This is a genomic window from Parablastomonas sp. CN1-191 (assembly GCF_049354825.1).
Lineage (GTDB): Bacteria > Pseudomonadota > Alphaproteobacteria > Sphingomonadales > Sphingomonadaceae > Novosphingobium.
The window spans coordinates 2019765-2041864 of the sequence record NZ_CP186480.1; the positions used below are offsets into that span (position 1 = coordinate 2019765).

Here is a 22100-nt window from a genome sequence, read left to right on the forward strand (position 1 = left end):
GTCGCGCGTCAGCCGCAGCTGATGCCGGTCACTGTCATTGCGTCGTCATAGCGCACGTTCACGCGGCCATAGGCGTATTCCATCGTCGTGACCGTGCGCGGCGGCAGCCAGCGCAGCCGCGTCGCCCCGCTGGCGGCCTGGACTTTCGCGCCCAGCTCTGCCGTCGCCCGCTGCCCGACGAAGGCCTGCGCGGGCTCGGCCCGGCAGGCCTGTTCGGGCAGGCGCTGCTCCGGCTCGGCCGGAACGGTGGTGCAGCCGGCCAAGGCCGCGACCGCCGCCGCGGGCAGGATCACCGATGGAATCGCCAGGCGGTTCATGCGCACCGCCTTACCCCATCGTGGGGATGACGAAAGCATTGGCGGCGTCGCCCACGCCGCCGTCCGGCCAGCGCTGCGTCACGGTCTTGACCTTGGTCCAGAACTTCACGCCTTCCATGCCGTGCTGGTTGGTGTCGCCGAAGGCGGACCGCTTCCACCCGCCGAAGCTGTGATAGGCCACCGGCACCGGGATCGGCACGTTGATGCCAACCATGCCGACGTTGACGCGGGCGGCGAATTCGCGCGCCGCGTGGCCGTTGCGGGTGAAGATCGCCACGCCGTTGCCGTACTGGTGGCGGCTGGGCAGCGCGACCGCTTCCTCGAAATCCTTCGCGCGCACGATCTGAAGGACCGGACCGAAGATCTCTTCCTGGTAGGCCTTCATGTCGGTGGTCACGCGGTCGAAAAGCGTGGGTCCGATGAAGAAGCCTTCCTCGTGGCCCTGCAGCTTGAAGCCGCGCCCGTCGACGACCAGTTCGGCGCCTTCGTCGACCCCGGTCTGGATCCAGTCCTCGACCCGCTGCTTGTGCGCGGCGTTGACCACCGGGCCGTAGTGTGCCTCGGCATCGGTGGAGACGCCGACGCGCAGCGCCGCGATCGCCGGCAGCAGCTTTTCGCGCAGCCGCTCGGCAGTATCCTCGCCCACGGGCACGACCACAGGCAGCGCCATGCAGCGTTCGCCGGCCGAGCCGAAAGCCGCGCCCGACAAGTCGGCGACGACCTGGTCGAGGTCGGCATCGGGCATGACGATGCCGTGGTTCTTGGCCCCGCCCATCGCCTGCACGCGCTTGCCGGCGGCGACGCCGCGCTTGTAGACGTAATGCGCGATGTCGGACGAGCCGACGAAACTGACCGCGGCGATGGCCGGGTGATCGAGGATCGCGTCGACCATTTCCTTGTCGCCGTGGACGACCTGGAGGATGCCCTCGGGCGCGCCGGCTTCGCGCATCAGTTCGGCCAGCCGCACCGGCACGCTGGGATCGCGTTCACTGGGCTTGAGGATGAAGGCGTTGCCGCAGGCGATCGCCACGCCGAACATCCACATCGGGATCATCGCGGGAAAGTTGAACGGGGTGATGCCCGCGCCGATGCCCAGCGGCTGGCGCATCGAATAGACGTCGATCCCCGGGCCGGCGCCTTGCGTGAATTCACCTTTCAGCACGTGCGGGATGCCGCAGGCGAACTCGATCACTTCCAGCCCGCGCTGGATGTCGCCCCTGGCATCGGCGATGACCTTGCCATGCTCGCGCGACAGGGTGGCGGCCAGGCTGTCGATCTCGGCCTCGACCAGTTCCTTGAACTTGAACATCACGCGGGCGCGGCGCTGCGGGTTGGTGGCGGCCCAGCCGGGCTGCGCGGCCAGCGCCGCGTCGACCGCGCCGTCCAGCAGCGCGGCATCGCCCAGCGGCACTTCGGCCTGGATGCCGCCCGAATTGGGATCGAAGACCGGGCTCTTGCGGGCGGCGGCGGGTGCTTTACCCCCGGCGAGGTAATGGTCGATCAAGCGCATCGGGCTTCCTCTCGTATCGGCAATCGCAATCGTGCCGGCACTGTGGCGATGCGAAATATCGCAGACAATCGGAAAAATTCGCGCTAGCTGCTGCAAATATGCAGGCCCGAGATGCAAGGCGGTAACTGGAACGATCTGCAGGCGGTGCTGGCGCTGGCCCGCGCCGGCCGGCTGTCCAGCGCGGCGGCCGCGGCCGGGGTCGACGCGACGACGCTGGGCCGCCGCGTGCGCCGGCTGGAGGCGCGGCTGGGCGTGACCCTGTTCGAGAATACGCGCCAGGGCCAGGTCCTGACCGAACACGGCGAACGCGCCGTGGCAGAGATCGAGGCGATGGAAACCGCCGCGCTGCGCATCGTCGAGGGCGACCGCGCGCGCGGCAGGGTGGCGGGTCACCTGCGCGTCAGCGTGGCCGAGGGGTTCGGCACCTGGCTGGTGGCGCGGCACCTGGAAAGCTTCACCGCCGCGCACCCGGACCTGGCCATCGACCTTGTCGCCAGCAGCGGGTTCCTCAATCCCTCCAAGCGCGAGACCGATATCGCGGTCACGCTGTCGCGCCCCGCCGCCGGGCCGCTGATCGCCGGCAAGCTGACCGACTACGCGCTGCGCATCTATGCCTCGCGCGGGTATGTCGCCGCGCATCCCGGGGTCGCGCGCCCCGCCGACCTGGCCGGCGGCGCGCACCGGCTGGTCGGCTACGTGCCCGACATGATCTACGCGCCCGAACTGCGCTACCTGTCGGAAATCATGCCGGGCCTGGCCGCCGACCTGCGCTGCCCCAGCATCGTCACCCAGCACGCCGCGATCGCCGGTTCGGCCGGGCTGGGCGTGCTGCCCTGCTTCATCGGCGAAAGCGATCCCGGGCTGGTCGCCGTCCTGCCCGAGCGGACGATCGTGCGCAGCTTCTGGCTGGTCACCCACCGCGATACGCACAACCTGGCGCGGATCCGCGCCTTCAAGGCGTGGCTGGAAAACCTCGTCCGCGTTCATCACGCGCAGCTGGTGCCGCCGCGCGCGGCGTGACGCGGGGGCGGGTTTTCAGGCCCCACCCGCGCGTCAATCGGCCCGCAAAGGACGCGCGGCGATTGACGATCGGCAAACGCGTCCTATTTAGCCACCCAATGGACTCGGAAATTCTCTCGTGGTCCGGCACCGGGTCGTTCCATGGCTGACGCCGATCCCAGGCTCGAAACGCCGGCCGAAAACGCGGTCGAGGCACCTGTTGAGGTCGCGGGCGAACCCGCGCCGAAGCGGCGCCTCGGGCGCCTGGCGCTGATGGCGGGCGTGCCGCTGCTGCTGATCATCGGCGCGCTGGTGTACTGGCTGGGCCAGGGCGGCAAGGTTGCCACCGACAACGCCTATGTCCAGCAGGACAAGGTCGCGGTCAGCGCCGAGGTCGGCGGCAAGATCACCGACGTCTTCGTCAAGGACGAGCAGATGGTGAAGCAGGGCGACCTGCTGTTCCGCATCGATCCCGAACCCTACAAGATCCAGATCGCCCAGGCCGATGCCGCGATCGCCGGCGCCCAGGCCAATGCGGTGGCGCTGGCGAACGCGTCCGACCTGTCGGGCGCGAACGTTGCCGCCGCGCGTGAGGACATCGGGTTCGCGCAGGCCAACTTCAGCCGCCAGGCGGCGCTGTGGGCGCGCGGGTTCACCACCAAGGCGGCTTACGACGCGGCCCGCCACCAGGTCTCGCAAGCGCAGGAGGCGCTGCGCCTGGCCGAGGCGAAGACCGCCGAGGCGCAGGCCAAGCTGTCGACCGGTTCGCAGGTACCCGGCGTGCTGCCGGCGATCGCCTCGGCCCGCGCCCAGCGCGAAGCGGCGGCGCTGAACCTGGCACGCACCGACGTGCGCGCGCCGATGACCGGGCGGGTTACCCAGACCGATCGCCTGCTGCGCGGCCAGCAGCTGGTCACCGGCCTGCCGGTGGTCACCATCGTCGCCGCGCAAAGCAGCTATGTCGAAGCCAACTTCAAGGAAACCGACCTGGCCGACATGAAGGTCGGGCAGCCGGCCGAAGTGACTTTCGATGCCTATCCGGGCGTCAAGCTGCGCGGCCACGTCCAGTCGATCGGTGCCGGCACCGGGGGCGAATTCTCGGTCCTGCCGGCGCAGAACGCGACCGGCAACTGGGTCAAGGTGACGCAGCGCGTGCCGGTGCGGATCGCGCTGGACCAGGCCAGCCCGCGGCCGCTGATCGCCGGCCTCTCCACCGACGTCACCGTCTTCACCGACGGCCGCAAGCGCTAGGCCGGTGGCTTCGGCCAGCCCGGCGCAGGACGGACCGAAAGGACGCGCGCGCGCGCGCCCCCAGGCACCCCCCGCGCCTCACCACGACGTGGCGCTGCTGCACACCGCCAACCCGATGTTCGTCGTCGTCGGCATCATGCTGGCCTCGCTGCTGCAGGTGCTCGATTCCACCATCGCCAACGTCGCGCTGCCGCACATGCAGGCCTCGCTGGGCGCCACCCCTGACGAGATCAGCTGGGTGCTGACCAGCTATATCGTCGCCTCCGCGGTGGCGATGCCGATCACCGGCTGGCTGGCGGACCGGATCGGGTCGCGGCGGCTGTTCGTGCTGTCGGTGATGGGCTTCGTCATCTCCTCGATGCTGTGCGGGATGTCCCAGAACATCGAGGAGATGGTCCTGTTCCGCGCCCTCCAGGGCGTGACCGGGGCCTTCATCGGCCCGCTCAGCCAGTCCGCGATGCTCGACATCAACAAGCCGTCGAAGCAGGCGCAGATGATGGCGATCTGGGGCATGGGGATCATGGTCGGGCCGATCCTGGGCCCGATCCTGGGCGGCTACCTGACCGAGAATTTCAACTGGCGCGCGGTGTTCTACGTCAACGTGCCGCTGGGCGCGCTGTCGCTGTTCATCCTGCTTGGCGGACTGCCGTCGCGGCCGATCGCGATCCGCCGCTTCGACATGTTCGGCTTTGCGATGGTGGCGCTGTCGCTGTCGGCGCTGCAGCTGCTGCTTGACCGTGGGAACCAGATCGACTGGCTGGAATCAAAGGAAACCTGGGTCTACATGGTCCTGGCGATCGGCGGCGGCTGGATCGCGCTGGTCCACCTTGCCACCGCCAAGAGCCCGCTGTTCAACCGCGCCTTGTTCGCCGACCGCAATTTCGTGGTCGCGGTAGTGGTCATGCTGTCGGTCGGCCTGGTGATCTTCGCGACGATGGCGTTGCTGCCGCCGATGCTGCAGCGCCTGTTCGGCTATAGCGTGATCGATACCGGCTGGGTGCTGATGCCGCGCGGCGTCGGCACGCTGATATCGATGCAGATCGCCGGACTGCTGGTCCGCAAGGGGGTCGATCCGCGCCTGCTGGTAGGCGGCGGTTTCGTGCTGGTGGTGATCTCGTTCGCGTGGATGTCGCACTGGTCGCTCGATATCGCGCGCTGGAACGTCGTCTATTCCGGGTTCGTCCAGGGCCTGGGCATGGGGCTGGTGTTCATTCCGCTCAACACCGCGGCCTTCGCCACGATCGCCCCCTACTTGCGCACCGACGGGTCAAGCCTGCTCAATCTGTCGCGCTCGATCGGGGCGTCGATCGGCATCTCGCTGACCACGACGCTGCTGAGCCGCAACCTGCAGGTCAGCCACGCCGACCTGGCGGCCCACATCGATTCCGCCGCGATCGACCTGATCGACGTCAGCACGGTCGACCGCTTCCAGGCGGTGGGATCGACCGCGCTGGCCTATATCGACGCGATGGTCACCCGCCAGGCGGCGATGGTGGCCTATATCGACGACTTCTACATCATGATGTGGGCGACCATCGTCGCCACGCCGCTGGCACTGTTCCTGCGCCGCACGGTCATGCGCAAGGGCGAGAAGCCGCCCCCGCCCGACGCGCACTAGGCGGCTGTCAGCGCTTGTCGATCGGGATGACCGCGGCGGTGAAGCGCGAGATGCAGACCAGCTTGCCGGCCTCGTCCTCGATGCGGATCGACCATACCTGCACGGTCCGCCCCAGCGATTCGGGCCGCGCGGTGGCGATGACGTGGCCCGAAAACGCGGGCCGGACGTGATTGGCGTTGATCTCCAGCCCGACCGCAACCGACGTGCCGCGATCGACGCAGGCGGTTGCCGCCATCGAGCCCACGGTTTCCGCCAGTGCCACCGACGCCCCGCCGTGCAGCCGGCCGAACGGCTGGTGCGTGCGCGCGTCGACCGGCATCCGCATCTGCAGCCAGTCGTCCCCGCAAGCGACGAATTCCATGCCCAGCAGGCCAGGCATCGTCCCTTCGCCGATCCGGGTCAGCGCGGGCAGGTCGGGCGTCTGGCCGTTCCACCAGATGGGCGGTTTGGCGGCGGGCTGATCGGTGCTCATCGCCAAGCTGTGGCGCAGGCGCGCGGCGCTGTAAATCCGCCGTATCGCGCGCTAGGCTGGCGGCCATGAAACAGGCCGCCACCACGCTGACGATCCGCACCGCCGGGCGCGGTTTTACCGAGATCACCGGCGAGCTTGCCCGCTTCGTTGCCGCCTCCGGCATCGCCGACGGGCTGCTGTCGCTGCTGTGCCGGCACACCTCCGCCTCGCTGCTGATCCAGGAGAACGCTGCCCCCGCGGTCCGCGCCGACCTGGCCGCCTGGTTCGACCGGCTGGCGCCCGAAGGCGCGCCTTATGCCCACGACGACGAGGGTCCCGACGACATGCCCGCGCACTTGCGCACCGCGCTGACCGGGGTGACGCTGGCGATCCCGGTCATGGCCGGGCGGATGCGGCTGGGCACCTGGCAGGGCGTCTACCTGGCCGAGCATCGCACCGCCCCGCACCGGCGCGAGGTTGCGGTCCACCTGATCGGGGCATAAGCTGCCCGCGATGGAGCCCGCGCCGCCCGTGCCCGAGACGACCAGCGGCGCCCGCCATGCCCTGCCCGTGCGCCTGTGGCACTGGGTCAATGCCGCCACGCTGATCGTCATGGGGATGAGCGGGCTGATGATCCTGAACGCCCATCCGCACCTGTACTGGGGCCAGTACGGCGCCAATTTCGACCATGCCTGGGCCTCGTTCAGCCGCTTTCCCGGCTGGGCCACGATCCCGTCGACCTACAGCCTGGCCGACGCGCGGCTGTGGCACCTGTTCTTCGCCTGGATCCTGGCGCTGTCGTTCACGGGATTCCTGTTGTGGGCGCTGCTGCGCGGGCATTTTCGCCGCGACATCGCGCCGCGCGCCGCCGAACTGGCGCCCGCGCACATGTGGGCGGAGGTGCGCGACCATGCCCGCCTGCGCTTTCCCCCGCACGGCGCGCCTTACAACACGCTGCAGAAGCTGACGTACCTGGCGGTGCTGGCGCTGCTGCTGCCGCTGGCAATCCTGACCGGGCTGACGCTGAGCCCCGGCATGGACGCCGCCTGGCCGTGGCTGCTCGACCTGTTCGGCGGGCGCCAGTCGGCCCGGTCGCTGCACTTCATCGCCTTTGCCGGACTGTTCGCGTTCCTGGTGATCCACGTGCTGCTGGTGCTGCTGGCGGGTCCGATCGGACTGCTGCGCGGAATGATTACCGGGCGCCGGACATGAGGATGCAGGCATGATTTCGCGCCGGGGCCTGATCGCCGCAGCGCCCGCCGGCCTGCTGCTGGCCGGGTGCGACCGGCTGAACCGCAGCGCCGGCTGGCGCGCGATGCTGGAAAGCGGCGAAGACCTGCACAAGGGCGCGCAGCGCCTGCTCGGCGGCGATGCGCTGGCGCGTGAATTCCGGCCCGACCAGATGTCGCCCGTCTTCCGCATGAACGGCAACACCAGCGTGGCCGATCCGGTCTACCGCGCCCACGCCGCGCAGGGGTTCGCGCAGTGGGCGCTGGCGGTGGACGGGCTGGTGCGCCGGCCGCTGCGCCTGCCGCTGAGCGCGCTGAAAGCGATGCCGCAGCGGCGCCAGATCACTCGCCACGACTGCGTCGAGGGGTGGAGCGCGATCGGCCAGTGGCAGGGCCCCCAGCTGGCCGGGGTGCTGGCGCTGGCCGGCGTGCTGCCGGCGGCGCGCTATGCCGTGTTCCACTGCGCCGACAGTTTCGGGACGCGGCCCTATTACGAATCGATCGACCTGCACGACGCACTGCACCCGCAGACGATCCTGGCCTGGGCGATGAACGGCGCGCCGCTGAGCGAAGGCCACGGCGCCCCGCTGCGCCTGCGGGTCGAGCGCCAGCTCGGCTACAAGCACGCCAAGTTCGTCATGCGGATCGAACTGGCCGACAGCCTGGCGCGGTTCTACGGCGGCAAGGGCGGCTACTGGGAAGATGCCGGTGCCTATGCCTGGTATGCCGGCATCTAATCGGCTGATTTCGCTGATGACATTTGGTTCATGACAGGGCCACGCCCGCGATGCTAGGCGCGCCGCCGATGGATACCGCCAAAACGCCGCTCGCCCGCCGTCCCTTCCTGCGCGGGCTCATGCAGCTTCTGGCGGCAGTACTGGTGGCGTTGCCGCTGCCCGCCGCGGCGCAGGTGATGCTGACCTTTCACAGCTTCACCGGGTCCTACTTCATCGGCCGCTTTCCCCATGCCTTCATCTCGATGGCGGGCACGCTCGACGGCAATGGCCAGCGGATCGAGGAGAACTACGGCTACACCGCCAAGCATCTGTCGACCAAGATCCTGTCGGGCAACGTCGAGGGCACGATCATGATCGAGAAGCCCAAGTACCTGACCAGCACCAACCGCCACTTCACCGTCGCGATCAGCGACGCGCAGTATCATGCCATCGTCGCCGAAATGGTCCGCTGGCGCGACGCGCCGGGCAAGGCCTACAACCTGGACCATCACAACTGCGTCCACTTCGTGGCCAGGATCGCCGAGCTGGTGGGGATCAACGCGCCGGTGCCGCAGAACATGGTGCGCAAGCCCAAGCAGTGGCTCAACTACGTCACCACGCTGAACCCGCAGCTGCACGCCCAGCCGGTCAAGTAGGCTACATCACCCGCCGGACTTCGCCGACGGTGTAAAGCCGCACGTCGCTCAGCACCGGGGGGTGCGCATCGAGCGCCGCCTCGAACGCCGCCAGCACCGCACCGCCCGCGTGCGCGGTCAGCGCGCGGTCGTCTTGCCAGCGTTCGGTCACGCGGAACACCGCCGGGTCGGCGATGTCGCGGCCGACCGCATGATGCAGGCAGCCTGCTTCGGCGCGGGTGGCGGCAGTAAAGACGGCAATGTGAGGCAACATGGCGTCGACATCGTCAGGCGCGAACATCAGCCACCCTTCGACCATGAGCATACGTCGTCCTTTCCGGCGCGACCCGGTCAGGCGACCGCATGATGGCGCAAATCCATGATTCGCGTGCCGCCGTGCAACCCGATTGCGTCAGAGCGTGAGAAAAAGCCCGGCGAGCGCCGCGCTCATCAGGTTGGAGAGGCTGCCCGCGGCCAGCGCCTTCATCCCCAGCCTGGCGATGACCGGACGCTGATTGGGCGCCAGCCCGCCGGTGACCGCCATCTGGATCGCGATCGAACTGAAATTGGCAAAGCCGCACAGCGCGAAGGTGACGATCGCCTGGGTCTTGGCCGACAAGTCGGTCGCGGTGCCCAGGTCGATGAAGGCGACGAATTCGTTGAGGACGATCTTGGTGCCGAAAAAGCCGCCCGCGCGCAGTGCCTCGGCCCAGTCGGGCGCGCCCAGCAGCAGGAAGATCGGCGCGAAGACATAGCCGATCAGCAACTGGAACGACCATTCCGGGTGGCCGAAGAAGTGCCCGACCCAGCCGACGAAACCGTTGGCGAGCGCCACCAGCGCGACGAAGGCCAGCACCATCGCGCCGACCGCGACCGCCAGCTTGACGCCGGTCTGCGCACCTTGCGCGGCGGCCATGATCAGGTTGGCGGGCTTTTCCTCGTCATGATCGACCGCGACGGGTTCATCGAGGTGGACGCCGGGCTGGGCGGTTATCTCGCCGCGGTTGAGCGCCGCCGCCTGGAGCGCGGCGGGCGGGGGCGCATGCTCGACCGCTTCGTCGGCCGCGGCCTCGGCCTCGGCGGTGGTGGCGGCATTCGGCAGCGGCTCGACCGCGTCGGGCATGATGATCTTGGCCATCAGGATGCCGCCGGGCGCCGACATGAAGGCGGCGGCGACCAGGTAATCGATGCGGATGCCCATGCTGGCGTAGGCCGCCAGGATCGTGCCGGCCACACCGGCCATGCCCACGCTCATCAGGCAGAACAGCTGCGGCGGGGTCAGCGCGGCCAGGAACGGGCGGATGACCAGCGGCGATTCGCTTTGCCCGACAAAGATGTTCGATGCCGCCGACAGGCTTTCGATCCGGCTGATCCCGGTGACCTTCTGCAGACCGCCGCCGATCCAGCGGATCACGAGCTGCATCACGCCCAGGTAATACAGCACCGAGATCAGCGCGGCGAAGAAGATGATCACCGGCAGCGCCGAGATGGCGAACGAATTGCCGCCGATTTCGGGCTTCGCCAGCGGGCCGAACAGGAAATCGACCCCCGCCTTGGCATAGCCCAGCAGCGCCTCGACCCCGCGCGACATGCCGTGCAGCAGCGCGTTGCCCCACGGCACGTACAGCACCAGCGCGGCGAAGCCGGCCTGGAGCGCGAAGGCGGCGCCGACCACGCGCAGGCGAATCGCCCGGCGGTTGGAAGAGAGCGCAAAGGCGATGAGGAGGATCAGCGCGATCCCGAGCAGGCTGTAGACGACGGACATGAAGGCAATGCGCTCCCCGGCGCGAAATGGTTCGTTGCGGCGGTGGTAACGTGCCGCCGCGCGTGCGCAAGCGCGCAAGCTTTCCGCTTCCACAGCATCGCCCCAGCCGCTACGTCCGCGCGCCATGGAAAACGTTGTCGACACACCCGTTTCCGCATCCCCGCGGATCGCCAATCCCGTCCTTGTGCCCAAGGGCCTGTTCCTGTTCGCGCTGCTCTATGGCGGGATGGTGCCGCTGGGCGGGTTCCTGGGCACGAAGCAGGTGGCGCTGGGGCCGCTGGCGGTGGAAGCGGGAATCTTCCCGTTCCTGACCCTGGTGGCGATCAGCAGCGCCTTTGCCGAACTGTACGGCAAGCAGACCGCCGACCGGCTGGTGCGGTTCGGCTTCGTGCCGCTGGTCCTGGCGATCCTTCTGGCGCTGTTCGTGCTCAAGCTGCCGACCGATCCCGACATGTACCCGCCGGCCAAGGACGCCTTTCCGATCATCGTGGGGCAATCGTGGCGGATGATGGCGGCGGGGATCGTGGCCTACGGCGTGTCGGTCACGCTCAACATCTGGATTTTCGACCGGCTGCGCGGCGCCACCGGGGCGATGGCCGGGCTGCGCGGGTTCATCGCCGCGGCGCTGAGCCAGATCGTCGACACGCTGATCTTCATCACCGTTTCGTTCCTGGGCGAACGGCCGATCCTGGACCTGATGCTGGGCCAGATGCTGGCCAAGGTCGTCCTTTCCGCGGTGCTGGTCCCGATCGTGATCGGCGTGGTGGTCAGGATGGCGCGCCGGCTCGACGCGGACAGCACGCTGGGCGCGCAGGCCTGATGGCACACACGCTTGACCCCGCGATGCTGGCCAAGGCGGAGACCCTGGTCGAGGCGCTGCCCTACCTGCAGCGCTATGCCGGGCGCACCTTCGTGGTGAAATACGGCGGCCACGCGATGGGCGATCCGGACCTCGCGACCAATTTCGCCGAGGACGTGGTGCTGCTCAAGGCCTGCGGCATCAACCCGGTGGTGGTCCACGGCGGCGGCCCGCAGATCGGCGCGATGCTGAAGAAGCTGGGCGTCGAATCGCGCTTCGTCGACGGCCTGCGGGTGACCGACAAGGAAACCGCGCAAGTGGCCGAGATGGTCCTGTCGGGCGCGATCAACAAGGAACTGGTCGGCTGGATCGCCGGCGCCGGCGGCAAGGCGCTGGGCATTTCGGGCAAGGACGGCGGCATGGTCACCGCGACCAAGGTTTCGCGCACCAGCCGCGATCCCGACAGCCAGATCGAAAGCGTGGTCGACCTGGGCTTCGTGGGCGAACCCACCACCGTCGACACCGCGATCCTGACCACCGCCTGCGAAGCCGGCATGATCCCGGTGATCGCTCCGATCGCGCCGGGCAAGGACGGCGCAACCTACAATATCAACGCCGACACGATGGCCGGCGCGGTCGCCGCGGCGCTGGGCGCGGCGCGGCTGTTCCTGCTGACCGACGTGGCCGGCGTGCTGGATCAGGACGGGCAGTTGCTGACCGACCTGACCCCCGCCGACATCGATGGCCTGAAGGCGGACGGCACGATCACCGGCGGCATGATCCCCAAGCTGGAAACCTGCGTCCACGCGGTCGAGGCCGGGTGCGAGGCGGCGGTCGTGCTTGACGGGCGGGTCCCGCACGCGATGCTGCTCGAATTCTTCACCAGCCGCGGCGCGGGCACGCTGATCCGCAAGGGCTGACGATGCGAGGACAAGCAATGCACAAAGCCGCCGCCCCCCTGTTCCTGGCCGCGCTGGCCGCCTGCAACCAGCAGGCGAACGCGCCGCTGCCGGGCGAAACGGCGACCCCGGCGGTTTCCGCCGCGCCGGCCCCGATGCCCAGCGCGCCGGCCGCCGTCGCCGCGACGACGGCGGCGCCGCTGCCGGTTGCCGCGCCCACGCCGTCCGCCTCGCGCGATCCGCAGGCGGTGCTGATCGAGTGGGCGCGCGCGGTCAGCCTGCGCGACTGGACGCTGGCGCGCGCTTACTGGGGCGATCACGGAGAGCGCAGCGGGCTGAGCGAGCAGGCCTTCGCCGCCAGGTGGGGCAAGCTGGCCGACCCGCAAGTCGACATCGGCAAGGGCAGCCAGGAAGGCGCCGCCGGATCGCTGTACTACACCGCCCCGATCACGATCCGCGACGGCAAGCGCACGATCAAGGGCGAAGTGGTGATCCGCCGCGTCAACGACGTCGACGGCGCCACGCCCGAGCAGCTGCGCTGGCACATCGAGAGCACGACCTTAGCAATCTAGCGGCCTGGCAATCTAGCGGCCCGGCAATCTAGCGGCGCGCGCGCCGCTGCGCTAAGCGGCAAGCGCAACTCTATCGGAAAAGGCCGCACCTGTGCTGTTCCTGACGCTCGTCCAGATCATCGACTACCTGATTTCGATCATCATCTTCCTGGTGATCGTCCAGTTCGTGCTCAGCCTGCTGATCTCGTTCAACGTCGTCAACTTCCACAACCAGCTGGTTGCCGCGGTGTGGAAGGCGGTCAACGCCATCCTCGAGCCGATCCTGCGCCCTGTGCGGCGCTTCATGCCCGATACCGGCGCGCTCGACCTGTCGCCGATGGTGGTCATCATCGTGCTGCAGATCCTGCGCATCGTGCTCAGCAACCTCGCCGCCGCGCAGCTGGGCGGATGAGCGCCGCGATCATCGACGGCAAGGCCTTCGCGGCCGAGCTGCGCGCCCGCATCGCGGTCCACGCCGCCGCGTTCGAACGCGCTGCCGGGCGCAAGGCCGGGCTGGCCGTGGTGCTGGTCGGCAGCGACCCGGCGAGCGAGGTCTATGTCCGGTCCAAGGGCAAGCAGACGATCGAGGCCGGCATGGCCAGCTTCGAGCACAAGCTGCCCGCCGATGCCACCGAGGATGCATTGCTCGACCTGGTCGCCAGGCTGAACGCCGATCCGGCGGTCGACGGCATCCTGGTCCAGCTGCCGCTGCCCGCGCACATGGACGAAACCAAGGTGATCGCCGCGATCGACCCCGACAAGGACGTCGACGGCTTCACCGTGGTCAACGCCGGGCGCCTCGCCACCGGGCTCGACGGGTTCGTGCCGTGCACGCCGCTTGGCTGCCTCATGCTGCTGAAGGACCGCCTGGGCGACCTTGCGGGCAAGACCGCGGTGGTGATCGGGCGCTCCAACATCGTCGGCAAGCCGATGGCGCAACTGCTGCTGAAGGAAAGCTGCACCGTCACCATCGCGCACAGTCGCACCGCCGACCTGGCGCGAGTGGTGCGCGGCGCGGACATCGTCGTAGCCGCCGTGGGCCGTCCGGAAATGGTCAAGGGCGATTGGCTGAAGCCCGGCGCCTGCGTCATCGACGTGGGCATCAACCGGTTGCCGCCCGCCGATGGGGCAGCGAAAGGCCGGCTGGTGGGCGACGTCGATTTCGCCTCCGCCAGCCAGGTTGCCGGCGCCATCACGCCGGTGCCGGGCGGGGTCGGCCCGATGACGATCGCGGTGCTGCTGCGCAACGCGCTGGTGGCGGCGCATCGCAACGCCGGGGTGGCGCTGGCGGCGGGCGCGATCTAGGCTGGCGCGCATGATCCGCGCCCTCGCCCCCCTGCCCCTCGCGATCGCCCTGATCGCCTCCCTCAGCGCCTGCGCCGCGGGCCCGCAATTCCCGCGCGACCGCAACTTCAGGCAGGGCGCCAACCCCAGCGCCGCCATCGCCGCGGAGCTGGCCTTTGCGCAGCTGGCGCAGGCCAAGGGCCAGTGGACCGCCTTTCGCGAAACCGCGACCGGCGACGCGGTGATGTTCGTGCCGCAGGCCGTGCAGGCGCAAGCCTGGCTCAAGAACCGGCCCAACCCTGCCAGCGCGGTGACCTGGCAGCCGCAGCAGGTGTGGTCGAGCTGCGACGGATCGATCGCGGTGACGCGCGGCGCCTGGCAAAACCAGGGCACGGCCGGCATCTTCACCACCGTGTGGCAGCGCCAGAAGGACGGCGGTTACAAGTGGGTGCTCGACCAGGGCGAGGCGGTGACCGCCGCGCAGCCGGTGCCCGAGATGATCGCCGCCAAGGTTGCCACCTGCAAGCCCGGCGCGCCGGCCGTCATCACGCCGGGCGCCGCGGGCGATCGCCGCAGCGGCGCCAGCGCCGACGGAACGCTGCGCTGGCACACCGCGGTGCGGGCCGACTGCGGCCGCGACTACATCGTGTCGTCGTGGAACGGCACGCGCTTCGACGAGGTCTATTCCCGCAGTTTCGCGGCGCCGCCGGCGACACAGCGCCCCGCTGGCGGCTGCGCCTGACGTGCTGGACCTGTTCCTGTCCGCCTTCATCACGCTGTTCGTGGTGATCGACCCGCCGGGCTGCGCGCCGATCTATGCCGGGCTCACCGCCGGGGCATCGCGGGCCCAAGCGCGCACGATGGCGCTGCGGGCCTGCGTGATTGCCACCGCGATCCTGCTGGTCTTCGCTCTGGTAGGCGAAAAGCTGCTTGGCGCGCTGCATATCGAACTCGACGCCTTCCGCATCGCCGGGGGCATCATGGTGTTCCTGATCGCGCTCGACATGGTGTTCGAGAAGCGCACCCAGCGGCGCGAAGAGCGCGCCGAGAAGATCCGCGAGACCCCGGAGATCGAGGACGTCTCGGTGTTCCCGATGGCGATGCCGATGATCGCCGGGCCGGGATCGATCGCCACGATCATGCTGCTGATGGGCCGCGCCCACGGCACCGAGGCGACGCTGGCGATCCTGGCCGCGCTGGCCGCGGTCATGGTCCTGACACTGCTGTCGCTGTTTGCGGCCGGACCGCTGCTCAAGCTGCTGGGCGCCCGGGTAGAGGCGGTGATCACGCGCCTGCTGGGCGTGCTGCTGGCGGCGCTGGCCGCGCAGTACGTGATCGACGGCATCAAGGGCGTGCTGGGCTGACGCCTTTCGTCCGGCGCTGTTGCCCGACCCTATTGCAAGGTGACGCGGTCCTCGTCGCCGTCGCGCTTGCCGAAGAACTGCATCAGCTGGACCAGCAGTTCGCACCGCGCCGACAGGCTGTCGGCTTCGAGCAGCGCCTGCTTGGCGGCGGGATCGAACGGCGCGATCTGGCTGACCCCGTCGATCAGCGAGACGTCATCGAGCCGGGTGACCTGCTCCCAGTCGACGCGGTAACCCTGCGCCTCCGCAAATCGGCGCGCCTCGCGCTCGAACCCGGCGCGTTCGATTGGGGCCAGCGCGGCGCCCTCGTCATCGGTCAGCAGCTCCGCCTCGACCTGGCGGAACGGGGTGGTGACGTCGAGCTCGCGCAGCACGCGAAAGCGCGCTTCGCCCTCGAGCACGATGTTGAAGCGGCCGTCCTCCAGCGCCTCGACCTCGCCGATCTTGCCGAGGCAGCCGACCGCGTAGAGCGGGTCGCCATCCTCGGCACCCGCCCTTGCCGGGGACATCCGGGGCTGGATCATGCCAATGCGGCGGTCGCGCGCCAGCGCGTCTGAAACCAGCGCGCGGTAACGCGGCTCGAATATATGGAGCGGCAGCGCCAGCCCGGGATAGAGCAGCGCGCCCGAAAGCGGAAAGAGCGAGATCCGCACCGCCGCGCCCGTCAGCCGAACAGGATCGTCGACAGCTTGCGGCGCTGCGCCGAAACCCAGGGGTTCTCCAGGCCGACCGCCTCGAAAATCTGCAGCAGCCTGGTGCGCGCCGCGCCCTTGTTCCATTCGCGGTCGGCGGCGATCATCGCCAGCAGCGCGGCTGCGGCATCGTCGCGGTGGCCGGCGGCGAAGGCGGCGTCGGCATAGGCGAACTGCGCGTCCATGTCGGCCGGGCGCTCGGCGGCGGCGGCGCGCAGCGCGGTCAGGTCGCCTTCGTCGGGTGCATCGGCGGCCAGCGCCAGCCCGGCCCGGGCCTGTGCCAGCGCGGGGTCGGCGGCTAGCGCGGGATCGAGCGCGTCCAGCACGCCCTGCGCCTCGTCGCGGCGGCCAGCGGCGGTCAGCGCGCGGACAAGCCCCGCCTGCGCGGCGGGATCGTCGGGCGCCATGTCGACGATCTGAGCGAAGATGCCCGCGGCGCGTTCGCCGTCGCCGGCGGCCAGGACCTCTTCACCCATCGCCAGCAGCGGGGCGACATCGGCGGCAGGATCGGCCGCGCCGGTGATCTGAAGCTGCGCCAGCAACTGATCGATGGTCTGCTTCAATTGCGATTCGCTGCGCGCGTTCGTCAGGTCGGCCACCGGCTGGCCCTGGAACATCGCGTAGACCGTAGGGATCGAGCGCACCTGGAACTGCGCGGCGATGAACTGTTCCTCGTCGACGTTGACCTTGGCCAGGACCACGCCCTTGCCCGCATAGTCGGCGGCGACCTTTTCCAGCACCGGCGTCAGCGCCTTGCACGGTCCGCACCATTCGGCCCAGAAATCGAGGATCACCAGGTTGGTCATCGACGGTTCGACGACGTCCTTGCGAAAGCGGTCGACCGCTTTCTGCTCGTCGAGGTTGAGCCCCATGCTGGCCAAATCGATGCTCCCTTGGGTTTGCGCGTTGCGGCCCCTTATGTGGGACGCCGGCCCGGTTTGTGAAGGCTTGCCGGCAATGCACGAAAGCGCTTGCGGCCCGCGAGGGGCGCTGCTAATCGCGCGCCTCTCCCCGGCCCCTGCCGCCACGGCAAGCGGGTTCTGGACGTTCGAGCGGGCGTAGCTCAGGGGTAGAGCACAACCTTGCCAAGGTTGGGGTCGAGGGTTCGAATCCCTTCGCCCGCTCCATTCTTTCCGTACATTTCCCCGGGACTGGGCCGGCCTGCGGCGCGGGATCGCGCGCGGTCTATCGTCATTGTGCGACTTGGTTCGACCTTTGGGCGGGATTGTGGCACAGGCTCGCCACCTTATTGCGGAAGCTTCCCATGAAGACGGCCAATCGGATCCAGAAGAACATCGTCGCCACGCTTGAGCGGCGCGCGCTCAACTGGCTGTGCGCGCGGCTGCCGGCGTGGGTGACGCCCGACATGCTGACCGCGACCGGGTTCGTGGGATCGTGCCTGGTGGCCGCCGGCTACATCTTCGCCAACTGGAACATCAACTGGCTGTGGCTGTCGATCGTGGCCTATTTCATCAACTGGTTCGGCGATTCGCTCGACGGCAGCGTGGCGCGCTATCGCCAGATCGAGCGGCCCAAGTTCGGCTACTTCATCGATCACAGCGCCGATGCGCTGGCCAACACGATCGTCGCGATCGGCATCGGGCTGGGGCCGTTCATCCGCCTCGACGTCGCGATCTACTGCCTGGTCGGCTACCTGCTGATGTCGATCCACACGTTCCTGGTGGCGCGCGTGATCGACGAGTTCCGGCTCTCGTACCTCGCCATGGGGCCGACCGAGCTGCGGCTGGTGCTGATCGGCATGACGCTGGCGATGTTCGGGTCCGACCGGACGGCCACGGTGTGGAACAGCTTTACGATCTACGACCTGGTCGTGATGTTCGCCGGATCGCTGCTGATCGTGATCTTCGTGATCCAGACGCTGGCGGTCGCCGCCAGGCTGGACAAGAAAGAGCTTTAATAGACCACGACGCTGCGGATCGATTCCCCGGCGTGCATCAGGTCGAAGCCCTTGTTGATCTCGTCCAGGGTCAGCACGTGCGTGATCATCGGGTCGATCTCGATCTTCCCGTCCATGTACCAGTCGACGATCTTCGGCACGTCGGTCCGGCCCTTGGCGCCGCCGAACGCGGTGCCGCGCCAGTTGCGCCCGGTGACGAGCTGGAAGGGCCGCGTCGCGATTTCCTTGCCCGCTTCGGCCACGCCGATGATGATGCTGGTGCCCCAGCCGCGGTGGCACGCTTCGAGCGCGGTACGCATGACCTCGGTGTTGCCGGTGGCATCGAAGGTATAGTCGGCGCCGCCGTCGGTCAGCTCGACGACTTTGGCCACGGTTTCCTCGCGCGAGAGGCCCTTGGAATTGAGGAAGTGGGTCATGCCGAAGCGGCGGCCCCATTCCTCGCGCTCGGGATTGATATCGACGCCGACGATGCGCCCGGCGCCCGCCAGCCGCGCGCCCTGGATGACGTTGAGGCCGATCCCGCCGAGCCCGAACACGACCACGTTCTCACCCACCTGGACTTTCGCGGTGTTGGTCACCGCGCCGACCCCGGTGGTGACCCCGCAGCCGATGTAGCAGCTGGTCTTGAACGGCGCGTCGGTGCGGATCTTCGCCACCGCGATCTCGGGCAGGACGGTGAAGTTCGAAAACGTCGAGCAGCCCATGTAGTGAAAGATCGGCTGCCCCTTGTAGGAGAAGCGCGTCGTCCCGTCGGGCATCAGCCCCTTGCCCTGGGTGGCGCGGATCGCGGTGCACAGGTTGGTCTTGCCGCTGAGGCACGACTTACACTGGCGGCACTCGGGGGTGTAGAGCGGGATCACGTGATCGCCCGGCGCCACGCTGGTCACCCCGGCGCCGACCTCGCGCACGATGCCCGCGCCTTCGTGGCCCAGCACGCTGGGGAAGATCCCCTCGCTGTCGAACCCGTCGAGCGTATAGGCGTCCGTGTGGCAGATGCCGGTCGCCATGATCTCGACCAGGACTTCGCCCGCCTTCGGCCCCTCGAGGTCGAGCTCGACGATCTCGAGCGGCTGCTTGGCGGCAAAGGCGACGGCGGCGCGGGTTTTCATCGAAAGCGGCTCCAGGACGTGAACGCGGAGCCGCTATCGGGCGCAGGGCGCCCGGCGGCAAGCCGGAATGCGGCGCGGGTTCAGAAGGGCAGCGCGGGTCCGGCGCAGATCAGCGCCAGCGCGCAGCCGCCGACCATGGCCATGCGAAGCCACTCTTCCGGACGCGCGAGGGCGGGAAGGTTGGCAGGCAGGCGGGCGGCGATGCGATCCATACGCGCGGCTATGCGCGCGAAAGGGCTAACGAAGCGTTAAACGGCCGGCATCTGCTGGCTGGCGCAGTGGAAGCTGCCGCCGCCGGCCAGGATCGCATCGGCCGGCAGCCCGATCGTGGCCCGCCCCGGAAACAGCTCGGCAATGGCCGCGACCCCGTCGGCATCGTGCACAGACCCGTAAGTCGGCACGACAACGAGGTTGGAGGTGACCGCGAAGTTCATGTAGCTCGCCGGCTCGATCCGGTCGGCGGTGGTGACGCGGCCCGGCGATGGGACCTCGCGCACGGTTACGCCGTAGGCTTCGGCGCGCGCCCTGGCATCGGCATAGATCGCTGTGTTGGGATCGTCAGGCCCGGTCGTGCGCGGCAGGGCGAGCACGTTCGGCGCCACGAACCGCGCCAGGTTGTCGACATGGCCGTCGGTGTGATCGTTGATAAGGCCCTTGCCCAGCCACAGCACGCGGTGAAAACCAAGATCCGAGGCGAGCCGCGCTTCGATGTCCGCGCGCGACAACGACGGGTTGCGATTGGGATTGAGCAGGCATTCCTCTGTGGTGACCACCAGGCCGGTGCCGTCGCCGTCGAGCGCGCCGCCTTCCAGCACCCAGTCGTGCGCTTCGATCGCAAGCCCGGCATCACGTGCCAGGTCGGCTCCCACCGTCTCGTCGCCCGCCATCACGTACTTGCCGCCCCAGCCGTTGAACGCGAACCGCTTGGCAACCGCGCCGCCGCCGCGGGTCAGTACCAGCGGCCCGGTGTCGCGCAGCCAGATGTCGCCATAGACGCGCTCGATCACCTCGACCGAGGGCGGGACGAGCGATTCCGCCCGCGCCCGGCCGGCGGCACCGTGCACCACCAGCTTCACCGCCTGGCCGCTGTCGGCGACCGCGCCGGCAAAGGCGGCGATCTGTTCCTGCGCGCGCGGCAGCACGCCCGGCCACTCGTCGGCCAGGTGCGGAAACCCGATCCACAGCCAGTCCTGCGGATGCCACTCTGGCGGCATCCGCAGCGCATCGCCGGTCATCGCGTCAGCAACCGCCCGAGGCGGCGCAATCCTTGTCGCGGATCGCGCGGAACTCGTCGCCGGCGCGCCAGTTCGGCCAGGCCTTGCTCATCGCCAGCATCCGCCCGAGCCGGTAGTACAGTTCGACCTGCTGGAGCGCACCCGACATGTCCCAGCTTTCCTGGTACTCGTCGGCGGGCTGGTGATAGCGGTTCCTGGTATAGTCCTCGCCGGCGGCTTCGCCCGCCGTCTTCCCGCCCCTGATCCAGTCGGACCCGGTGCCGACGTCGAACATCGGCACGCCGCGCTTGGCGAAGCTGAAGTGGTCGGAGCGGTAATAGCCGCCGCGTTCGGGATGGCTTTCGGGCGATTCGACCAGCCCCATCTGCTTTTCCACGATCCGCAGCGTGTCGGTCAGGTCGGATTTGTCGCCGCCGGTGATCGTCACGTCGCGCGCCGGGCTGCCCGGGCCGACCCCGTCCATGTTGACCCCGCCGACCGTGCGGTTCAGCGGATATACCGGGTTGGCGGCATAGAATTCGCTGCCCAGCAGGCCCGATTCCTCCAGCGTCACCGCCGCGAAGACCTGGCTCCGCTCGGCCGGGCCGGCGCGCTTGTTGGCCTCCGCCAGGGCGATCAGCGCCGCCACGCCGCTGGCGTTGTCGACCGCGCCATTGCAGATGTCGTCGCCGGTCTTGTCAGGCGCGCAGCGGCCCAGGTGGTCCCAGTGCGCGGTGTAGAGCACGTATTCGTCGGGCCGCTTGCTGCCCGGCTGGATGCCGATCACGTTGCGGCTGCGGCCGCGCTCGATCGTGTTGTCGAAGCTCATCGACGCCTTGAGGCCAAGCGGCACGGCACGAAAGCCCTTCTGCTTCGCCGCGGCGCTGAGCGCGGCCAGGTCCTGCCCGGCGGCCTTGAAGATCGCCTCGGCAACGGGCTTCTGGATCCAGCCGTTGGCGACCGTCTGGTCCATCGCGTCGTTGGCGGTCTGGGTATATTTCTGCGCCCCCGTCCAGCTGGAATTGACGACGTTCCAGCCATAGGCGGCGGGGAAGGTGTCGTGGACGATCAGCGCTCCGGTCGCGCCCTGGCGGGCGGCTTCCTCGAACTTGTAGGTCCAGCGGCCGTAGTAGGTCATGCGGCGGCCACGGAAGGGGCCGTCCTCTCCGGCCATCTCGTAGTCGGGATCGTTCACCAGGATGACCGCGGTCTTCCCCTTCATGTCGACCCCGGCATAGTCGTTCCAGCCCAGCTCGGGCGCGTTGATGCCATAGCCGACGAACACCAGGTCGCTGGCGTTGATGCGGGTCTGCGGCGTGACGCGGTAGGACCCGGCGACGAATTCGCTGCCATACTTGAAGCTCATCGTCTTGCCGCCGCCGCTGACCGTCAGCGGCGCGACGTTGCCGGCGGTAATCGTCACCGTCGGCACGTCCTGGGTCCACGATCCCTTGTTGCCCGGCTTCAGCCCGGCGGCCTTGAAGCGATCGATGATGTAGGCGACCGTCTTGTCCTCGGCCGGGGTGGCCGGGCCGCGGCCCTCGAACGCGTCGGACGACAGCGTGCGGATCGCGTCGCGCAGAGTATTTTCCGAAATCTGCGGGGCGGCCACGACGGGGATGCCGTCATCGGCGCGGGGGCGCTGCACGGTCGATGCGCAGGCGGCGGCAAGGCCGACCAGCGGAAGCAGCAGTGCGGACTTGCGATTACGATACCAGGCCATCGGGCGCGGACCCCCTGTTGTTACAAGATTGCGCCACCGTGGCAGAGCCGTGCGCG

Annotated in this window: 26 protein-coding genes and 1 tRNA gene; 16 read left to right on the top strand and 11 right to left on the bottom strand. The window is 68.9% G+C overall.

Going from position 1 to position 22100, the window contains the following annotated elements; all coding sequences use genetic code 11:
- Positions 1-8: 8 nt before the first annotated feature.
- Together ACOYW6_RS10040 and ACOYW6_RS10045 are read right to left on the bottom strand one after the other, a co-directional pair.
- Positions 9-317, bottom strand: coding sequence for an I78 family peptidase inhibitor (locus tag ACOYW6_RS10040; protein WP_423141174.1), 309 nt, complete (start codon positions 315-317; stop codon positions 9-11).
- 10 nt (positions 318-327) lie between these two features.
- Positions 328-1827, bottom strand: a complete 1500-nt coding sequence (locus ACOYW6_RS10045; RefSeq protein WP_423141175.1) for a CoA-acylating methylmalonate-semialdehyde dehydrogenase — start codon at positions 1825-1827, stop codon at positions 328-330.
- Positions 1828-1938: 111 nt separating this feature from the next.
- Between ACOYW6_RS10045 and ACOYW6_RS10050 the strand changes: the two genes are divergently transcribed.
- The 3 genes from ACOYW6_RS10050 (at position 1939) to ACOYW6_RS10060 (ending at position 5695) form a co-directional block, all read left to right on the top strand.
- Positions 1939-2847: a LysR family transcriptional regulator gene (locus ACOYW6_RS10050; RefSeq protein WP_423141176.1), complete on the top strand. Its 909-nt coding sequence runs from the start codon at positions 1939-1941 to the stop codon at positions 2845-2847.
- 141 nt (positions 2848-2988) lie between these two features.
- Complete coding sequence (locus ACOYW6_RS10055; protein ID WP_423141177.1) at positions 2989-4077, top strand: HlyD family secretion protein; 1089 nt, start codon at positions 2989-2991, stop codon at positions 4075-4077.
- 4 nt (positions 4078-4081) lie between these two features.
- On the top strand, positions 4082-5695 hold the full coding sequence (locus ACOYW6_RS10060; RefSeq protein WP_423141178.1) for an MDR family MFS transporter: 1614 nt from the start codon (positions 4082-4084) through the stop codon (positions 5693-5695).
- Positions 5696-5702: 7 nt separating this feature from the next.
- Here ACOYW6_RS10060 and ACOYW6_RS10065 read toward each other — a convergent pair whose 3' ends face one another.
- Entirely contained in the window at positions 5703-6167 is a 465-nt protein-coding gene (locus ACOYW6_RS10065) for a hotdog fold thioesterase (protein WP_423141179.1), read from the bottom strand.
- A gap of 65 nt (positions 6168-6232) precedes the next feature.
- Between ACOYW6_RS10065 and ACOYW6_RS10070 the strand changes: the two genes are divergently transcribed.
- From ACOYW6_RS10070 to ACOYW6_RS10085, 4 genes are all read left to right on the top strand, one after another.
- Complete coding sequence (locus tag ACOYW6_RS10070; RefSeq protein ID WP_423141180.1) at positions 6233-6649, top strand: secondary thiamine-phosphate synthase enzyme YjbQ; 417 nt, start codon at positions 6233-6235, stop codon at positions 6647-6649.
- Between the two features lie 10 nt (positions 6650-6659).
- Entirely contained in the window at positions 6660-7358 is a 699-nt protein-coding gene (locus ACOYW6_RS10075) for a cytochrome b/b6 domain-containing protein (protein WP_423141181.1), read from the top strand.
- A gap of 10 nt (positions 7359-7368) precedes the next feature.
- The gene (locus tag ACOYW6_RS10080) at positions 7369-8112 is read left to right on the top strand and encodes a molybdopterin-dependent oxidoreductase (RefSeq protein ID WP_423141182.1); all 744 of its coding nucleotides are present in this window, start codon (positions 7369-7371) and stop codon (positions 8110-8112) included.
- 68 nt (positions 8113-8180) lie between these two features.
- Positions 8181-8747, top strand: coding sequence for a hypothetical protein (locus ACOYW6_RS10085; protein WP_423141183.1), 567 nt, complete (start codon positions 8181-8183; stop codon positions 8745-8747).
- Between the two features lies 1 nt (position 8748).
- Here the strand turns inward: ACOYW6_RS10085 and ACOYW6_RS10090 are convergent, their stop codons facing one another.
- Together ACOYW6_RS10090 and ACOYW6_RS10095 are read right to left on the bottom strand one after the other, a co-directional pair.
- Positions 8749-9051 carry a putative quinol monooxygenase gene (locus ACOYW6_RS10090; RefSeq protein ID WP_423141184.1) on the bottom strand — a complete coding sequence of 101 codons (303 nt, stop codon included), beginning with the start codon at positions 9049-9051 and terminating at the stop codon, positions 8749-8751.
- A gap of 87 nt (positions 9052-9138) precedes the next feature.
- Complete coding sequence (locus ACOYW6_RS10095; RefSeq protein WP_423141185.1) at positions 9139-10491, bottom strand: NupC/NupG family nucleoside CNT transporter; 1353 nt, start codon at positions 10489-10491, stop codon at positions 9139-9141.
- A 124-nt stretch (positions 10492-10615) separates the two neighbouring features.
- Here ACOYW6_RS10095 and ACOYW6_RS10100 point away from each other — a divergent pair, with 124 nt between their 5' ends.
- From ACOYW6_RS10100 to ACOYW6_RS10130, 7 genes are all read left to right on the top strand, one after another.
- Positions 10616-11311 carry a queuosine precursor transporter gene (locus ACOYW6_RS10100; protein ID WP_423141186.1) on the top strand — a complete coding sequence of 232 codons (696 nt, stop codon included), beginning with the start codon at positions 10616-10618 and terminating at the stop codon, positions 11309-11311.
- Positions 11311-12210, top strand: coding sequence for an acetylglutamate kinase (argB, locus tag ACOYW6_RS10105; protein WP_423141187.1), 900 nt, complete (start codon positions 11311-11313; stop codon positions 12208-12210). Before ACOYW6_RS10100 ends, argB begins: the two co-directional genes overlap by 1 nt.
- 17 nt (positions 12211-12227) lie before the next feature.
- Positions 12228-12761 carry a hypothetical protein gene (locus tag ACOYW6_RS10110; protein ID WP_423141188.1) on the top strand — a complete coding sequence of 178 codons (534 nt, stop codon included), beginning with the start codon at positions 12228-12230 and terminating at the stop codon, positions 12759-12761.
- Positions 12762-12852: 91 nt separating this feature from the next.
- Positions 12853-13152, top strand: coding sequence for a YggT family protein (locus tag ACOYW6_RS10115; RefSeq protein ID WP_423141189.1), 300 nt, complete (start codon positions 12853-12855; stop codon positions 13150-13152).
- On the top strand, positions 13149-14045 hold the full coding sequence (gene folD / locus ACOYW6_RS10120; RefSeq protein ID WP_423141190.1) for a bifunctional methylenetetrahydrofolate dehydrogenase/methenyltetrahydrofolate cyclohydrolase FolD: 897 nt from the start codon (positions 13149-13151) through the stop codon (positions 14043-14045). The genes ACOYW6_RS10115 and folD overlap by 4 nt, the downstream gene beginning before the upstream one ends.
- 10 nt (positions 14046-14055) lie before the next feature.
- Entirely contained in the window at positions 14056-14766 is a 711-nt protein-coding gene (locus ACOYW6_RS10125; RefSeq protein WP_423141191.1) for a hypothetical protein, read from the top strand.
- Position 14767: 1 nt separating this feature from the next.
- A complete protein-coding gene (locus ACOYW6_RS10130) occupies positions 14768-15388 on the top strand; it encodes a MarC family protein (protein WP_423141192.1) in 621 nt (206 codons plus the stop codon).
- Positions 15389-15417: 29 nt separating this feature from the next.
- Here ACOYW6_RS10130 and ACOYW6_RS10135 read toward each other — a convergent pair whose 3' ends face one another.
- Both ACOYW6_RS10135 and ACOYW6_RS10140 read right to left on the bottom strand, forming a co-directional pair.
- Positions 15418-16041, bottom strand: a complete 624-nt coding sequence (locus tag ACOYW6_RS10135) for an LON peptidase substrate-binding domain-containing protein (RefSeq protein ID WP_423141193.1) — start codon at positions 16039-16041, stop codon at positions 15418-15420.
- An 11-nt stretch (positions 16042-16052) separates the two neighbouring features.
- Entirely contained in the window at positions 16053-16952 is a 900-nt protein-coding gene (locus ACOYW6_RS10140) for a tetratricopeptide repeat protein (RefSeq protein ID WP_423143111.1), read from the bottom strand.
- A 180-nt stretch (positions 16953-17132) separates the two neighbouring features.
- Here ACOYW6_RS10140 and ACOYW6_RS10145 point away from each other — a divergent pair.
- Together ACOYW6_RS10145 and ACOYW6_RS10150 are read left to right on the top strand one after the other, a co-directional pair.
- Positions 17133-17207, top strand: a tRNA-Gly gene (locus tag ACOYW6_RS10145).
- Between the two features lie 137 nt (positions 17208-17344).
- Positions 17345-17998 (top strand): CDP-alcohol phosphatidyltransferase family protein, encoded by a 654-nt coding sequence (locus tag ACOYW6_RS10150; RefSeq protein ID WP_423141194.1) that lies wholly within the window; start codon positions 17345-17347, stop codon positions 17996-17998.
- On the opposite strand, the gene ACOYW6_RS10155 is transcribed toward ACOYW6_RS10150, so the two are convergent.
- The 4 genes from ACOYW6_RS10155 to ACOYW6_RS10170 form a co-directional block, all read right to left on the bottom strand.
- The gene (locus ACOYW6_RS10155; RefSeq protein WP_423141195.1) at positions 17995-19107 is read right to left on the bottom strand and encodes an S-(hydroxymethyl)glutathione dehydrogenase/class III alcohol dehydrogenase; all 1113 of its coding nucleotides are present in this window, start codon (positions 19105-19107) and stop codon (positions 17995-17997) included. The genes ACOYW6_RS10150 and ACOYW6_RS10155 overlap by 4 nt on opposite strands.
- 80 nt (positions 19108-19187) lie before the next feature.
- Entirely contained in the window at positions 19188-19319 is a 132-nt protein-coding gene (locus tag ACOYW6_RS10160) for a hypothetical protein (RefSeq protein WP_423141196.1), read from the bottom strand.
- 36 nt (positions 19320-19355) lie between these two features.
- Complete coding sequence (locus ACOYW6_RS10165; RefSeq protein WP_423141197.1) at positions 19356-20342, bottom strand: agmatine deiminase family protein; 987 nt, start codon at positions 20340-20342, stop codon at positions 19356-19358.
- Between the two features lie 4 nt (positions 20343-20346).
- Positions 20347-22044 carry a M28 family metallopeptidase gene (locus tag ACOYW6_RS10170; protein WP_423141198.1) on the bottom strand — a complete coding sequence of 566 codons (1698 nt, stop codon included), beginning with the start codon at positions 22042-22044 and terminating at the stop codon, positions 20347-20349.
- Positions 22045-22100: the final 56 nt, after the last annotated feature.